15 protein-coding genes are annotated in these 17,387 nt (G+C 35.3%); 3 read left to right on the forward strand and 12 right to left on the reverse strand.

What is annotated here, in order from left to right; translation table 11 throughout:
• Positions 1-33 precede the first annotated feature (33 nt).
• Complete coding sequence (locus tag KF816_14815; GenBank protein MBX3009290.1) at positions 34-939, reverse strand: DUF1684 domain-containing protein; 906 nt, start codon at positions 937-939, stop codon at positions 34-36.
• Positions 940-1,196: 257 nt separating this feature from the next.
• On the opposite strand from KF816_14815, the gene KF816_14820 reads away from it, so the two are divergent.
• Positions 1,197-3,635, forward strand: a complete 2,439-nt coding sequence (locus KF816_14820) for a PAS domain S-box protein (GenBank protein ID MBX3009291.1) — start codon at positions 1,197-1,199, stop codon at positions 3,633-3,635.
• 7 nt (positions 3,636-3,642) lie between these two features.
• Positions 3,643-4,311: a nitroreductase family protein gene (locus KF816_14825; protein ID MBX3009292.1), complete on the forward strand. Its 669-nt coding sequence runs from the start codon at positions 3,643-3,645 to the stop codon at positions 4,309-4,311.
• A 10-nt stretch (positions 4,312-4,321) separates the two neighbouring features.
• On the opposite strand, the gene KF816_14830 is transcribed toward KF816_14825, so the two are convergent.
• The 11 genes from KF816_14830 to KF816_14880 form a co-directional block, all read right to left on the reverse strand.
• On the reverse strand, positions 4,322-6,007 hold the full coding sequence (locus KF816_14830) for a hypothetical protein (protein MBX3009293.1): 1,686 nt from the start codon (positions 6,005-6,007) through the stop codon (positions 4,322-4,324).
• Positions 6,008-6,009: 2 nt separating this feature from the next.
• Positions 6,010-7,299, reverse strand: a complete 1,290-nt coding sequence (locus tag KF816_14835) for an MFS transporter (GenBank protein ID MBX3009294.1) — start codon at positions 7,297-7,299, stop codon at positions 6,010-6,012.
• A 137-nt stretch (positions 7,300-7,436) separates the two neighbouring features.
• Complete coding sequence (locus tag KF816_14840; GenBank protein MBX3009295.1) at positions 7,437-10,553, reverse strand: efflux RND transporter permease subunit; 3,117 nt, start codon at positions 10,551-10,553, stop codon at positions 7,437-7,439.
• 26 nt (positions 10,554-10,579) lie between these two features.
• Complete coding sequence (locus tag KF816_14845) at positions 10,580-11,641, reverse strand: efflux RND transporter periplasmic adaptor subunit (GenBank protein ID MBX3009296.1); 1,062 nt, start codon at positions 11,639-11,641, stop codon at positions 10,580-10,582.
• 190 nt (positions 11,642-11,831) lie between these two features.
• A complete protein-coding gene (locus tag KF816_14850) occupies positions 11,832-12,530 on the reverse strand; it encodes a cytochrome C biogenesis protein (protein MBX3009297.1) in 699 nt (232 codons plus the stop codon).
• Positions 12,531-12,556: 26 nt separating this feature from the next.
• Positions 12,557-12,952, reverse strand: a complete 396-nt coding sequence (locus tag KF816_14855; GenBank protein ID MBX3009298.1) for a thioredoxin family protein — start codon at positions 12,950-12,952, stop codon at positions 12,557-12,559.
• 1 nt (position 12,953) lies between these two features.
• Entirely contained in the window at positions 12,954-13,193 is a 240-nt protein-coding gene (locus KF816_14860) for a TM0996/MTH895 family glutaredoxin-like protein (GenBank protein ID MBX3009299.1), read from the reverse strand.
• 45 nt (positions 13,194-13,238) lie between these two features.
• Positions 13,239-14,321 (reverse strand): ACR3 family arsenite efflux transporter, encoded by a 1,083-nt coding sequence (gene arsB, locus KF816_14865; GenBank protein MBX3009300.1) that lies wholly within the window; start codon positions 14,319-14,321, stop codon positions 13,239-13,241.
• Entirely contained in the window at positions 14,318-14,740 is a 423-nt protein-coding gene (locus tag KF816_14870; protein MBX3009301.1) for an arsenate reductase ArsC, read from the reverse strand. The genes arsB and KF816_14870 overlap by 4 nt, the downstream gene beginning before the upstream one ends.
• A 49-nt stretch (positions 14,741-14,789) precedes the next feature.
• The gene (locus KF816_14875; GenBank protein MBX3009302.1) at positions 14,790-16,094 is read right to left on the reverse strand and encodes a permease; all 1,305 of its coding nucleotides are present in this window, start codon (positions 16,092-16,094) and stop codon (positions 14,790-14,792) included.
• A 44-nt stretch (positions 16,095-16,138) separates the two neighbouring features.
• Positions 16,139-16,483 (reverse strand): winged helix-turn-helix transcriptional regulator, encoded by a 345-nt coding sequence (locus KF816_14880; GenBank protein ID MBX3009303.1) that lies wholly within the window; start codon positions 16,481-16,483, stop codon positions 16,139-16,141.
• Between the two features lie 174 nt (positions 16,484-16,657).
• On the opposite strand from KF816_14880, the gene KF816_14885 reads away from it, so the two are divergent.
• Entirely contained in the window at positions 16,658-17,386 is a 729-nt protein-coding gene (locus tag KF816_14885; protein ID MBX3009304.1) for a M15 family metallopeptidase, read from the forward strand.
• The last annotated feature ends 1 nt before the right edge of the window (position 17,387 follow it).

Below are 17,387 nucleotides of genomic sequence, written 5' to 3' on the forward strand. Positions count from 1 at the left end.
GTTGACCTTTACTTAGTCAGCCTCTCAATTTTATTAATGCCCTTCTCCAAAATTTTTTTCTCCTGCCGTTATCTCCAATTTCAAATAATTATCTTTTGTGGGCAAAGGACAAGTTGCATATTTCGTAAATACACATGGGGGATTGTAAGTCTTATTAAAATCCACAAAGAATTTTCCTGTCGAATCCGGTTTGTCGATATACAAAAATCTACCACCGCCATAAGTTTCTTTACCACTAGTTAAATCGGCGAATACCGCAAAATATTGTTTACCGGCATCTTGTAAATCAAATTTGTAGTCTTTTCCATCTTTCACAAATTTAACTGCCCCAGGTGATAGCTCCTCTTCAATAGTTCCAATAACTGTTGGAATTAAAAGTTTTTTAGGAGGGTTATAAGGAATAAACTCGGCTTCAATTCTCCAATCCGAATTTATGGGAAATCTTTCAATCCCTTTAAATTGGGCGAGTAATGGGGCATTCAAATCTCTCAACCGTACTCCAATTTTTTCTCCCCTTTTAATGATAAACCATTTAAGGGACCCAAACTCCATAATATCGGGAGAGCCGCTCATATCATCTTTTAATATCATCTGTTCAGCATTCTTCCCATTAACCTTTATATCTACATTTTCATTAGGTTCAAGTGTAACAATCGAATCCAGAAGAATTAATTTTCCCATAAAATCAGAACCCCGATCGGCGGGGAAAATCATCTTGTTTTTAGCATTAGTTCCAAAAGTATTTTCTCCCTGTTCTAGCCAAAAAAGACCAACAAGATTCAACCACCCGTTTTCCTTTTTAAGATTCTCGGTGCGTTTAGAATGCCAATTATTAATCTCGGCTAAATATTTTTTACTCCCCTTTTCTTGAATGTTTTCACTGCATCCGAGGCAAAATAAGAAAAGAGAAAGAAGAACTGTTATAAATGAATTTTTCATAAATTAATCCAAATTACTGAGAGCTAATTAATTAAGATTTAATCAAAATCGAGATTCAACTCAATCTAAAAAATGCTGTACGATTGCCCCTAAAAATAATAACAAATAACACGATTATTATAAAAGAAATTATAATTCTTAAGCGAAATAAAATTAAATGAGTTATAATTGCTGATGCCTTTTACATTCTTTACTTATGAATTTATTTTACTATATTTTCATAGTGTAGATGATGTTTTTAACATTAGATAAAATAAATGAGCACTGAAAAAAATATTGACGAGTTAGAAAAGCAGAATCAGCTCCTTAAGAAGGAAATTGAAAACCTTTCCTCCCTTAAAGATGAGACAATGTTTAAATGTATATTTGAGCTGATTTCAGATAATGCGAGTTTTGGAATTGCTCTTATTAACTCATCGCGAAAAATTCAGTTTTCCAATTTAGCATTGCAAAAGATGCTCGGTTATACCCAAGATGAATTAAGCGAACTAAATATTGCCGACATCAGCCATCCTAAAGACTTCAAAACCGATCAAACGCTATTTAATGAAATACTTGAGGGAAAAAGAGATAGATACACCATTGAAAAAAGATATTTCACAAAAGATGAAAAAGTTGTTTATGGTAAGCTCACAATAATTAAAATAAAGTCATCTACAAACGAGAAATTTCAGTTCATTTCAATTGTCGAAAATTTAACCGAGCAGAAGCAAGTATCTGAAAAACTTGCAAAAGAGCAGACACTATTTTATACTCTGCTCGAAAACACCGCAGATACAATTTACTTTAAGGATTTACAGAGCCGGTTTCTCAAGGTAAATAAAACTATGGCTGTTAAACATGGTTTTAACGATCCAAATGATGTAATTGGCAAAACAGATTTTGATATGTTTGGGATTGAACATGCTACACAGGCATATAATGATGAACAGGAAATAATTCGAACCGGTATTCCCAAAATTGGTATTGAGGAAAAAGAAACCTGGCACGACGGAAGAATTACCTGGGTATCTACCTCAAAAATGCCTTTATATAGTAGAGCCGGGAAAATAATTGGCACATTTGGTATTACCCGCGACATTACCGAGAAAAAGTTGCTCAACGATAAAATTTTTGAGAGTGAAAAAGTTTACCGTTCTATTTTCGAAAATTCGCCCGACGGAATGTTTATAATGACCGAGGTAATTATTGACTGTAACCAAGCAATTTGCGAGAAATTAAAATTTACTCATGATGAGCTGGTAGGTAAAACTCCAGCCGATATTTCACCGGAATTTCAGCCAGATGGCACTCTCTCTGCTGAGGCATCTAAAAATAAAATAGAAAACACTCTTAAAGGAATTCCGCAATGGTTTGAATGGAAACATGTTGCAAGCGACGGATCTTTGCTCGATTTTGAGATTTCTCTTAACCCGATGACTATCGGCGGGAAAATAACAGTACATGCAACAATGCGCGATATTACCGAGAAGAAAAAGAGAGAAAGAATAAATAATGTGATTTATAAAATTTCTGAAGCCGCTCTCTCTGTTCAAGATTATGGGTTATTCTTTAAGAAAATTCATAACTCAATTTCTAATTTAATGCCTGCTAAAAATTTTTATATTGCTCTATATAATGATCAGAAGCAGGAGTTATCATTCCCCTATTTCGTTGATGAAATCGATCCCCCTCAAAAAACAAAACAAATGGGAAGAGGTCTTACTGAGTATGTAATTAGAGTAGGAGAGCCAACTCTAGTTGACGCTCATAAAGATCTGGAATTGCGAAGAAGCGGAGAGGTTGATCTGATTGGTGCCCCGCAAGCAATATGGCTGGGTATTCCTTTAAAAGTAAGTGGCAAAGTTATTGGCGTATTAGTTGTTCAAGATTATGAGAATGAAAAAGCTTATGGGCAGGATGAAATGCAGCTTCTTTCTTTTGTATGCGATCAGATTTCACAAGTTATTGAACGCGAAAAAAAATCGATCGAAATTAAAAAATTTGCCGATGAGCTAGAGGTGCTAAATTCAACAAAAGACAAATTTTTCTCAATTATTGCGCATGATCTTCGCAATCCATTCATAACAATACTTGGATTCTCTGATGTGTTGATAAGTGATTTTACTGAGATGAGTGACGACGAAAAAATTTACTATCTCACAGAAATGAAAAAAGCAGCCGAAGTATCACATAACCTTCTTCAAAACCTGCTCCAATGGTCCAGATCGCAAACCGGGAGAATTGATTTCCATCCAACTTCACTCAATCTTCAAAATATTGTTCGTGAAAACTTAGATTTAGTTTCTGCCATTGCTGAAAGAAAAGAAATTAAACTAGAGAGCAAGATACCTGATGATACCTTTGTTTTTGCTGATGAAGATATGCTCAATACAATAATTCGTAATTTGATTTCAAATGCTATTAAGTTTACAAAGCGAAACGGAACAATTAAAATAGGCAGCAAACGAATTGAGGATGTAATTGAAGTTTCAGTAGCAGACAATGGAATTGGAATGAATGAAGAAACCCGGCAAAAGTTATTTAGAATAGATATGACTCAATCTTCTTTCGGCACCGAGAATGAAGCCGGTACCGGGCTTGGATTAATCCTGTGTAAAGAGTTTGTTGAAAAAAATAGCGGTCAAATCAGAGTTGAAAGTACACTTGATGTTGGAACTACATTCTATTTTACATTAATCAAGAGCAGCCAATAAATTCGGCATGAATTCCCGGAACGAAATCCCTCTTAATTACCAAACAAAAGAAATTAACGAAATGAAAACTCTCTCAGAAGAGTTCGCGTCATTAATGAAAAGAAGACGCACTGTTCGAAATTTTTCCGAAAAGACAATTCCAAAAGAAATTATTCGTAATTGCATTCAAGCCGCACTCAACTCACCCAGCGGTGCAAATCAGCAGCCATGGCATTTTGTAATAATTTCAAACAATGAAATAAAGAAACAGATAAGAATTGCGGCTGAAAAAGAAGAATATGAGTTTTATAATAGCCGGGCGCCTAAGGAATGGCTTGATGCATTAACTCCTCTTGGAACTGATTATTCAAAACCATTTTTAGAAACGGCTCCTTATCTAATTGCAATCTTTGAAAAGAAATATGAGATAAGTGATACGGGTGAAAAGAAAAAATATTACTATACGAAGGAATCGGTTGGAATTGCATGTGGAATTTTAATTACTGCTTTGCATAATGCCGGAATAGCTACTTTAACACATACTCCAAGCCCAATGAATTTTTTAAACACAATTCTTAAACGACCAAAGAACGAGAAACCCTTTTTATTACTGGTAGCAGGATTTCCAACCCAGGATACAACCGTACCTAACATCCAGCGAAAAAATTTTGAGGAAGTTGTTACTGAATTTGAGTAATGACCAGATCTTACATTTCAAATGACAATTTTACTGTGAAGAGGGAATTTTTATTTTTTAATTCTCGTGTAATTTTATTTTCACGAATATACTGGTAATTAAAATCGAAAATAAAATCTCTTATTGGTTCGAAACGGATGCCAGCAGAAATCATTTGATGATTAATTCTCTCCCCGGATAAGAAATCTATATATCGAGCTTCAATTCCATCTCTGTGAATTACAAAAGGATCACCACCGGCATTATAATGTAAATTTCCATCTGGTGTATAAATGTTCTCGCCCGAACGAATTGCACGGAATTCTCCATATAGCGTCATCTTTTCGTTATAATTATAATTTGCCTTCACTAAAATTTCATCGGCGTTCGGGCCAATTCTATGACCAAGAACCTGATCCCACGATGTATAAGTATTTCTGAAATTGTAATGGGCATAAACGTAGGGTCGAATTCTGGTGTATTCTGTTATCAACGATAAATCATCAACACCGAGCGGGGAATACCAGAATGCTCCGATTTGATATGCTGTTTTATTTGTAAATAAATTTAGTTCTTCGAGATGAGATAATATATTTTCATCCAAAAAGAAAGTGAACTGAAACTCCAAATTATTAAATGCGTGTGTTTGCAGATCAAGCCACACCGCGCCATTATCTCTATCCTGCAACGACATCTCAACAAACTTGTAGAAAATAAATGGATTTAGATATGCAAGATCGATACCTCTGCCGGAATATATAATTGATTCACCGAGTCCAAACTCAAGTACATCCTCAAAATTAAGTTTAAATCGGTTTATGGCAATTTGTTTTGTATAATTTTGTTCTCGCTCCCAGATAAATCTACCCACAGTTGAGGCATGCATTGAAGTAAAACTAAATACGCCATAGTTAAAATTAAACCGAACAAAATCGAGAAGAGCGTGATCTCCGCTTAATATTAATTTTGATCCATAGCCATAACCCATTTTAGTTTTTTCGCGCCCAATCTGAAAATCGATATTCATATTTTCAACCGGCTGAGTTTGATATTTCAAATATCCCTCGGCGAAATCGTAATTACCGATATTCTCAACCGCTTCAACAAATTTAAAATTGTAGAGAAGGCGCGGATCAATCTTGGTAGCGAATGATTCTGAACCGCTTACCCCCCCTTTTTGAACCGAAAGACTATATCCGAATTTATTTAACAGGGTACCTTTAAATCTTATTCCAATATCATACATTTCAGCGTCCGTTGCAGATGGACTAAATCGATGTCCATATTTTATATTACCTAAAATATTAAAGAAGAAAGTTAGCGCGCTGTCTTTGTATATAATTGAATATTTTTTTTTCTCACTCCAGAATTCTGAAAATGAATTTGAATATTGTTCACCGCTTCCAAATAACTCAAAGGTATTTAATTTATTTTGATTATAAATATTAAATTCATCAATATACTTCTTCAGAATTGCCGATTCGGTTGAACTAAGTTCTTTACTCTTTTCATTAATCAATTTTAATTTAGTTAGAACTTCCTCAGCCGACATAGAGGGATTATCGTCATGTATTGAATTGATAACCCCTTTTACTTTCATTTCCTTTAAAAAATTATATACTTGATGATCTATAGGCACATTTTCTACCTGCGCATTAATTATAGCTGAAGTAAAAAATAATATGCCGATAAGTAAATAGATTTTATTCAACTTCATTACTAAACATCCAAATTTTTCGGAGCAAGAAATTTATTAAATAGCAATAAACCAATCATTGTGGCCAATCCAATACAACTAAAAATTATCCAGAGTAATGAAGGGTTATTTAAATTATCAACAAAATGAACATAAAGACTTGCACCCAATATTCCTCCCACTCCGCTACCTATCACACCGTACAAAAATGAGTAACCAAGGTAAAGCGCTTTTTTGTCTTCGGGAGCAATCAAACCAACATAACTAATGAATTTAGGGTGGGCTGTCATCTCACCAATAGAAAAAATCATAATACCAATCATAAATATCCATATATTAGAAGAGATAGCAAGTATTGCCATTCCGGCTGTTCCCATTGCAATTCCGGTTATCATTGTAGGAAGTGCCTTTGTATTTTTCACAATACTTGAAACGACAATTTGCAGCAAGATTATTGTACCGGCATTAATAACGGTAACATGCTCAACATCAAATTTCCAACCCAGATTAATTCCAAAAAAGGCGAATAGTCCATTCACGGCATTGTTGAGTGAAGTAGCATCAACATATGATTGAACATACCACAATACCGAATCAAACATTTGGAAATATAGAATCCAGAAACCGGAGTATATTACAATAAGCCCAATAAATCTAAAATCAGTAAGAACCATAACCATTCCATTTAATACCTCGGAAAGTTTTTTTGTACTCTCAGGTCGTTTTGGTTCTTTATAAATAAAATAATTGGGTATTAGCATCGATGCTGTTCCAATAGCTGAAGCCAGCATTACATATTCCCACCCAAAAGTATTTTTAATATAAGGGACCAAGATTAATGGGAATAAAAATGCGCCAAGATTTATTGACCAGTAAAAAATTCCAAATCCAACAGTGCTGTTTTTTTCATTTGTCTCACGAGCTATAGTTCCGGAAATCATTGGTTTAAAGGCGCCCGCTCCAAAGGCCATAATAATAAGACTCGCAAACACCATTGCGTATTCTGTAGTTTGACTTGTTAAAAAATAGCCGAGCCCTAAAAATATAAACGCGAATGTTAGCGTTTTGCGATAGCCGTATCTATCGCCAATAGCCCCAGATAGAATTGGAAGAATATACAAAAGAGGTTGAATTGTGCTTTTAATTACTCCCACACTCTCTTTGGTAAAATTTAATTGATCAACCATATAAACCGATAGAATACTCATCATTCCATAATATGAGCCCCGTTCAAAAAACTCCATTGTTATTACTGTCCAAAAGTTCTTTGAGAAGGATTTGAAAATGTTAGTTTTAGTAGGAGTGTCAGCCATTATTGCTCCATGATAATTGATTGTAATTATTAATAAGGGAAATAGATATTGGATGGAAATATATAAAAAAGCCCGATTCTCTCCCTAAAATTTTAGAGACAAAATCGGGTTTCTTAAATATAATCCTATACTAAATTCTATTTAACAGAAACAACTCCTCCTTCATCAACATTAATTGAATCATTCTCTTTCTCTTCAGCAACAACATTACTAACAGTCTTAGTTTTTTCAGAAAAATAGGAGTAGATAGCCGGTATAACAAATAATGTTAAAGAGGTAGAAAAAATTAAACCGCCAATAACCGCAATACCCATTGAAACACGACTTTCAGAACCTGCACCGAGTGCCAGAGCTATCGGGAGTGTTCCAAGAATGGTTGATAAGCTAGTCATTAATATTGGACGAAGTCGCAAACTTGCGGCTTCTTTTACAGCTTCTATAACAGATAAGCCTTGGGCTTTTTTCTGATTCGCGAACTCTACAATTAATATTCCGTTTTTAGTAACCAGCCCGATTAACATTATTTGCCCAATTTGACTAAAAATATTGAGGGTTTGATTAAAGTACCAAAGTGAAATAATGGCACCCGCAATAGCAAGAGGAACAGTGAACATTATAATGAATGGATCGCGGAAACTTTCAAATTGAGCTGCAAGTGTTAGATAAATCAGTATCAAAGCCAATGCAAAAGTGAAAAGTAAACTGGATGAACTTTCCACAAAATCCTTTGATGCTCCCTCAAGCGTTGTAGAATATGAATCATCCAGCACCTTATCGGCAATTCTATCCATAGCTTTAATTCCATCGCCAATAGTTTTGCCGGGGGCTAAACTTGCAGATACTGTTGCGCTTGCATATCTGTTGAAGCGAAACAATTGAGGAGGACTGCTTCTTTCGGTAAGAGTTACGAGGTTATCAATTTGTATTAATTGTCCTCTTGTATTTCGAACAAATAAGGTCGTAAGATCAATAGGTTTATTTCTGTTTTCCCGTGTTACCTGTCCAATAACCTGATATTGTTTTCCATTCATTACAAAAAACCCGAATCGCTGTCCGCTGAATGCCAGTTGAAGAGTCTGAGAAATATCAAGTGCAGATACACCTAACTCTCTAGCTTTAGTTCTATTAATTTCTACGACTATTTCAGGTTTATTGAATTTTAGATTTATATCAACATTTGCGAAAGTGGGATCGAATTGAGCTTCCTCTAAAAATTTTGGAACGGCGGTTCTCAATCTTTCGATATCTGGTGCTTGAATTACATATTGAACCGGAAGTCCGCCTCGTCTTGTAGAAATTGATTGGCTCTGCACAACAAATGATCTGGCATCATTTAATTTTCTTGTAATTCCGGTAACCTGCTCAGCAATCTCCTGCTGTGATCGGGTTCGTTTCTCAACCTCTACTAAAATTAGTCGAACAAATCCACTATTTGAAGAACCTCCCCCACCGCCTCCTGCTGTTACGGCTATCATCGATTCTGTTTCTTTAACAGCATTTTTCAGAATGTCTGACATATTCAATAAATATCTATCCATCAACTCAAATGAAGTCCCTTCAGGCATTGTAGATTGTACTCTAATATCGCCTCTATCTTCAATCGGAGCTAATTCCGATTGAAGCTGGGATCCAAAAATAAAAGCAAATAGAAGTGATGCACCCATAATAACAAAGGCAAGCCATCGTTTTCCCATAAATGCATTTAGAGCTCTTTGATATTGAGTTTCAAGTCCGGAAAAGAATGGCTCGGTTTTATAATAGAACCAGCTATGTTTTTCTTTAGTCTTTAAAATTTTTGAACTGAGCATTGGTGTTAATGTAAGAGCCACAAATGAAGAGATAATAACTGAACCGGCAATCACAACTCCAAACTCAACAAATAATTGCCCTGTAATTCCCTCTAAAAACATTATAGGTAGAAAGACCGCAGCGAGAGCAATAGTAGTGGAAATTACCGCAAAAAAGATTTCAGAAGCTCCTTTTGTGCTAGCTTCCACCGGAGCCATCCCGGCTTCAACTTTTTTATAAATATTTTCCATTACCACAATTGCGTCATCCACTACTATCCCTATCGCCAATACAATTCCAAGTAATGTAAGTACATTGATTGAGAAGTCGGCAATATACATTATAAAAAATGTACCGATTAATGATACAGGAATAGCAATAATTGGAATTAATGTTGTTCTCCAATCGCGTAAGAAAAGAAATATTATAAGTATAACGAGAGCAAATGCCAGCAGAATTGTTTCCTGAACTTCCTTAATTGAGGATCGAATATACTTTGTAACATCAAAACCAATTCCCAATTGAACATCTTCAGGTAAATCTTTTTTGATCTGTTCAATTCTTTTATAAAATTCATCTGCTATTTGAATAAAATTAGCACCGGGTTGTGGAATGAGCACAATACCAATCATTGGAATGCCGTCTCGTCTTAGAATTGATCGATCATTTTCGGGGTACAATTCAGCAGTTCCCACATCTCTAAATCGCACAATTATTCCGGATGATTCTCTAATTATAAGATTATTAAATTCTTCTACGGTAGTTAATCTGCCTAAAGTTCGAACTGTTAATTCAGTATTGTTTCCTTCAATTCTCCCAGAAGGAAGTTCAATGTTTTCTCTGTTGAGGGCATTTCGTATATCTAGAGGGGTTACACTGTAAGCCGCTAATTTAGCCGGATCCATCCACAGACGCATCGAATATCGTCTTTCACCCCATATAGCAACCTGACTTACGCCCGGTATTGTCTGCAATCTTTCCTTAAAAATATTTTGCCCAATATCTGAAAGTTCAAGTAGATTTTTTTTATTGCTTTGTACGTTTAAGAAAACTATCGGCACAGCATCGGCATCTGCTTTTGAAACAGTTGGCGGATCAACATCGGGGGGAAGATTTCTTTGAGCGCGTGAGACACGGTCTCTAACATCATTTGCGGCGGCTTCCATATCAACCGACACATCAAACTCAACTGTAATATTACTTCTTCCGTCACGACTAGTTGAGGTGAGTGATCGAATTCCGGCTATACCATTAATCTGTTCTTCGAGCGGTTCAGTAATCTGAGATTCTATAACGTCTGCGTTTGCGCCCGCATATCCGGTTGATACATTTATTATCGGCGGGTCAATACTGGGATATTCACGTATGCCCAGGTAGGTAAATCCAATAACACCAAATAAAACAATGGTAATAGACATAACTATTGCCAGAACGGGTCTTCGTATACTTACTGATGATAAACTCATGAATATATTTTCCTATTCCAAAATTTTTATAATTTAATTTTAACAGGAGCATTCGGGCGAATTTGAATTATTCCGGAAGTTATAATTGTATCGCCGACATTTAATCCCGCAGTTATTTGAATTTCTTTTTCGGTTCGAATTCCTGAAGTAACTTTTTGCAGAACAGCTTTTCCATTTTTATAAACGAAAAGATTATCTCCTGCGATATCGGGCACAATAAGATCAGTAGTTACCAGTATCGCTTGTTTTATATCTTCAAGAACAATATCAATTTCTACATAAGAGCCTGGGGTAAGTTCATTTCTTTCATTAGGAATCATCGCCCTAACTTGAACCGTCCTAGTATTTAAATCTATTTTCGGTTCAACTGCATAAATTTTTCCGGAATATTGTTTGCCGGTGGAAGTTAATTTCACATAAATCGTTTTACCTTCTTTAATCATTCCAAAATATTTTTGAGGGACTGAGAAATCTACCTTAATGGGATTAATGCTTTGAAGATTTGCGATTCTTGTTTGAGAGGAAATATAACTACCTATACTAACTGTTCTTAATCCAATTACTCCATCAAATGGAGCCCTAATTTCTGTTTTTTCTATTTGGGCTTCGGTAAACTCAACATCAGCTAAAACTGTATTCAACTCACTCAACACAACATCATATTCCTGCTGACTCGTAAGATTCTTCTCTAGCAATTGTTTGTAACGGTACTCTTTATCTTTGGCCAAGCTCTCACGTGATTTGTTTTTCTTCAATGTAGCTTGAAGTTCAGAATCATTAATTTTTACGAGTAGATCACCTTTTTTAACTCTCTTGCCTTCGACAAATAGTATTTGAGTTATTTTACCGGAAATTTCACTCCTTAACTCAACTTCTTCATTACTTAATAAAGTGCCGTTTGAAGTAATTTTATTTTGTAGCGGTTTATATTGAACAATCAGTCCATTTACGTTTACCGGTCTCATTCCGGGCTTTGGTGCTGTCTCATCTTCTTCACTAGAGCTGTTAAAATTAATTTTGGGTATTATAATTATTGCCAACACAACGGTAATAGCACTCCAAATGATAATCTTTTTTCCGTTTTTCATTAGATTTCCTACTTCATTAAGTTTATAGGTTGATTGAGTTTAAACCAATTAATCAGAATAATTTTATTAGTTAATATAGACAAGAAAAATTAGCAAAAAGTTTATTTCGCAATTTTCGATTATCAAATACTATTCTTGAATGTAAAATTAAAGAGATAATTTGAGAGTTTCTTTTGATAAGAAAAAAATATTAGACTATTGCAATGAGATAAATTCCTCCCAGAATAACTAAAATCCCGCATATTCTTTTTATCCACAGAATGGCTTTCGATTCTTCACTCCAGTTAAGATATTTCTGAACTTTACCGACAAGTGTTCCGGCTCCCACAATTACTGCGCAATGACCAATTCCAAATGAGATGAGCAATATCATAGCGGATAGATAATCTGTCTGTGCGGTTTGAAATACAACTCCAAGCACCGGCGCCATATATGCAAAAGTGCACGGACCAAGGGCAACACCAAATAGTAATCCTAAAACGAGTGCGGAAATCAACCCTTTTGTATTTGTCTTTTTTAAACCAAATGAATTACAATCAAATTTAATGATATCGAGGAGATAGAACCCCACTACAAAGAAAATGCCGGCAACAAGATAATTTCCGGTAGTTCCAACATCGCCCATTAACCTACCAAGAGATGCTGTTATTATTCCTACTAACGCAATTGTGATTAATATACCAATTGAGAAGACAAGAGCAATACTAAATGTTCTTCCTATAGAAATTTTTCCTTGAGAACTAATATAACCTACCACAAGCGGAATACTTGATAAATGACATGGTGAAAGGATTATACTTAAAACACCCCATGCAAAAGAAGCAATGACCGCAAGCCAAAAAGCTCCCATCATCGATTCATATAAAAAAGTGAATAATCCTTCGAACATTAATTCTCCTTACAAGAGTTGTATGCTTATTTCCCTTTCGGTTTTAATCCTTTCGAAGCAAGTATTTTATCGATTTCCGATTCGGGATAAAAACCTTCATGCCTGTGAAATTCTTTTCCATTTTCATCGAGGAATACTTGAGTTGGAATCAGTTTAATTTTGTAATCAGAGGCATATTTTTTCTGCTCTTTTGTCCACACATCGTAAAAGATAACTTTTACTTGCTCACCATAATTTTCTTCAATTGCTTTCATCACCGGAACCATTTGCTTGCATGGAATGCAGTTTACTGATCCGAGTTCTACAAATGTAACTTTAGGTTTTGCGGTTTTTAATTTTTCTGATTTTACTTCAGGGCTTTGAGCTAGATTAACATTAACTAATATTACATACACCAATATTGATAGTAATATTTTCTTCATGCTACACTCCTTTTAACCAATTTAATATTTGCTCATCTTTGGGAATAATTCCTGTACTCACGACTTTCTCGTTTACAACGAGACCGGGCGTCATCATAATTCCATAACTCATCATATCGTTTATATCAGTAACTTTCTCAAGTGTCGCGTCAACATTATTGAGCGAGATTACATCTTTAACTTTTTGTTCGAGAGTTTGACATTTTTTACAACCGGTGCCAAGAATTTTTACTGAAATCATATTAACCTCTAAGAATTTTGCTTCATTTTTATTTTGTTAATTGTGTTAAGGACATACATCCGGCGCTTTTATTGATCCTTCTTCAACTTTTCCGAAGTACTTTTTTTGGAAGAATAACGCAACATTCACCAATGCAATTAAAACCGGCACTTCGACTAAAGGTCCAATTACTGCGGCAAATGCTTCACCACTGTTAATTCCAAATACCGCAATGGCTACGGCAATTGCTAATTCAAAATTATTGCTTGCCGCGGTAAATGAAAGCGTAGCTGTTTTGGAATAATCCGCCCCAACTTTCTTTCCCATGTAGAAAGAAACTAAAAACATTATCACAAAGTAGAGTAAAAGCGGAATTGCTATTCGCACAACATCTAACGGAATTTTTACAATGTACTCCCCCTTAAGTGAAAACATTACAACAATTGTAAAGAGTAACGCAATCAATGTAATAGGGGAAATCTTAGGAATAAATTTCTTTTCATACCATACTTTACTTTTCAGCTTCAGCAATACGAAACGAGTTATCATTCCGGCTATGAATGGTATTCCTAGATATATAAACACAGATTCCGCAATCTGCCCAATAGTTATATCTACCGTAAAAGTCTGAAGTCCAAGCCATGAAGGCAGGATGGTTAAAAAGACATAAGCATAAATAGAGAAAAATAATACTTGGAATATAGAATTGAACGCTACTAAACCAGCGGCATATTCGGTATCCCCTTTTGCCAATTCATTCCACACAATTACCATAGCTATGCATCGCGCTAGCCCAATCATTATTAATCCCGCCATATACTCTGGATAATCGGGCAGAAAGATTACGGCAAGTACAAACATTAGCACCGGTCCAATTATCCAGTTTTGAATAAGGGAGAGCGCCAATACTTTCACATTTTTGAATACATCACCGAGTTCTTCATATTTCACTTTTGCGAGGGGTGGATACATCATAAGAATTAATCCGATTGCGATAGGAATGTTAGTTGTCCCGCTCTGAAATGAATTCCAGAAATCAACTACTCCCGGAAATAAATAACCGGAAAAAACTCCAATAAACATGGCGAGGAAAATCCATAGAGTTAGGTATCTATCCAGGAAGGATAGTTTTTTAGTTAGTGAACTCATTTAAGTTCTTCCTCATAAAATTTATAGAAATCAATTTTAATTTCATCTCTAATTCTTCTAAAAACAGAAAGAACTTCTTCTTCTGTACCGGTTGCGTCGGCCGGATCTTCAAAACCAATATGGAGTTGTTTCCCTACTTTCCCGAGAAATACGGGACAAGCTTCTTTAGCGTTATCACAAACCGTAATAACATAATCTAATTCTTCATTTATAAAATTATCTGAATGTTTGGGATAATTTGCGCTTAAATCAATTCCTAATTCATTCATCACTTGCACCGCTTTAGGATGAACTTGATTGGATGGTTTTGTTCCGGCAGAAAATACCTCGAGCTCAGTATCAAACGATTTTAAAAAACCTTCCGCCATTTGGCTTCGGCAGCTATTGCCGGTACATAGAATTAATATTTTTTTCTTCATTTACATCCCTTTCGTATAACTGATTTACATTTATTATTAACTGATTTTTCTAGAATAATGATCCATAAATTAGTCCGCTAAACGTTGCCATTACAACTACAAGAGAAACATACACAATTGTTTTTTCGGTACCGATAACTCCTCTTATAACAAGCATATTAGGTAATGATAACGCGGGTCCGGCGAGTAATAATGCTAACGCCGGTCCTTTGCCCATTCCGCTGTTAATTAATCCTTGAAGAATTGGAATTTCGGTTAGAGTTGCGAAATACATAAACGCACCGGTTAATGAAGCAAAGAAATTCGCGAATAATGAATTTCCTCCAACCAAATTTGAAATCCATTCATTGGGTATAATTCCATTATTGTTATTTGTTGAACCGAGCAAAAATCCGGCAACCAAAACTCCCGCACCAAGAAGAGGCATAATCTGTTTTGCAAATCCCCAAGTTTCACCTAACCATTGATTCGCTTCTCCATCTGTAAAAGTTAGGATGATGGTTGTTGCGACAATAGCGGTAATAAACGGTATTGTGGGATTATTATAAAAGATTATGGATGAAATTATTACAGCAGCGGCACCGAGTATCGCGAAAAGTTTTTTAACACCGATAATGTAGATCATTGAAAATGTAAACCCGATTCCGAATAGAGCTGTGATAAACCATTTATTAGCGAAGAGAAAATACCAGAAACCTTCGGTTTCATCGGATGGTTTTCCCCAATTAACAAAAACTAAAATTGCTACAAGAATAAAAAAATGAAGTGAGGTTTGCCAAATCGGTCTAACTTCCGGTACATCCGGCATTGCCAGTTGAGTTATAGCCCTTTCCTTTTCTTCATTGCGATAAATGAAGGACATAATTAATCCGATAACTACACTAAATGAAACGGCTCCTATCACTCTTGCAATTCCAAGTTCGAGACCTAAAATTCTTGCCGTCAGAATAATCGCTAAAATATTTATTGCCGGACCTGAATAAAGGAATGCGATTGCAGGTCCAAGTCCCGCTCCACGTTTATGAATACTAGAAAAAAGAGGAAGTATTGTGCATGAGCAGACCGCGAGGATAGTTCCGGAAACCGCAGCTACGGAATAAGCTACCCACTTCTTCGATTTTGCGCCAAAGTATTTTACTACTGCCGCTTGACTTACAAAAACAGCAATTACTCCCGCGATAAAAAATGCCGGAATTAAACAAAGAAGAACATGCTCTTGGGCATACCATTTGGCTAGATCAAATGCCGCTATTATTGCGGCGGAGAAGGATGCATCTTCAATTGGCATAAAGTATGCGAAAATAAAAACTCCGAGTATCCATAAAAATGATTTGTATTGTTCTTTCCATTCCATATTTAGCCTAATTCGTCTTTTGCCGAAATGTTTATTAAAAGTTTTTATTTAGAGCAGATTATATTTCTATCCGATTCAATTACTTTCTTTTTATCACTTAGTATTGCGTCATGATCTGCGATCCAGAAATCGAGAGAAGTAAGAATTGATGTAACTCGAGAATCAGCTGGACGTGGATTAATATAATAATTCACCCATTTCCCCTCTTTTTGCTCAATAATGAAGCCCGATTCCTTCAATAATTTTAAGTGCTGAGATACGGTTGAGGTTGCAAGTCCCAGCACATTTGTAATTTCACAAACACATAATGGTTTGGTTTGAAGCATTTTTAGAATCCGAAGCCTATTAGAATCAGACAATGCTTTAAAAAATTTAACTTTATCTTCCATTTTTCATTTTTTCATTTCGTTAACTAACGAAACATAATTAAGCGATCACTGTTTGTCAATTCTTTCAGTGAAGTATTTCGGGATTTGTACGGCTAGAAATGTCAATAATTTTTAAATGATTATTTATATCTTCTGGTTGTAAATTGACTTTTTATAAGTTTAGTGAGAATCCTAATGTTTAATTCATCAGGAAATAAATATTTAATAATTCTTCCTCTATTAAGTCTGACTGTAATAATATTTTCTGGTTTCCAGGTTGATAAGTGTAAAGGTTATAAAAATCAATATAAACTGAATATAGTTTACTGTATTGACGATTATAAAAAACTAGTTTCCAATAATCCCAATATGGAGCTAATTGATCTGGAAAAAACTATTCCTGGTGTTGTGCTGGATATCCGTTATGCCACAAAAGATAATTTTACCGGGGAAATTATTTATTCATCTCCCAAAGCTTACGCGAGAAAGCCTGTATCTGATGCACTAAAAAAAGTTCAGGATTCACTATCACATCACAATTTAGGTTTAAAAATTTACGATGCTTACCGCCCCTATTCTGCGACTGTCAAATTTTTTGAAGTTTACCCCGATACTGTTTTTGTCGCGCATCCAAAATTTGGATCACGTCATAATCGTGGTTGCGCGGTTGATATTTCACTTGTTGATTTGAGGACAAAAAAAGAAATTGCCATGCCTACAAAGTTTGATGACTTCTCCGAAAAAGCACATCCGAAGTATATGAATTTGCCGAAGGAAGTTATTCGCAACCGTACACTGCTTACCAATATTATGAAGCATTTCGGTTTTAAGCAGTACCCTTATGAATGGTGGCACTTTGATTTTTTAGAACACAAGAATTATCCATTAACAGATTTGACATTTGCAGAATTAAATGATAATTGAT

It is taken from the genome of Melioribacteraceae bacterium (genome assembly GCA_019638015.1).
Taxonomy (GTDB): Bacteria; Bacteroidota; Ignavibacteria; order Ignavibacteriales; family Melioribacteraceae; genus JAHBUP01.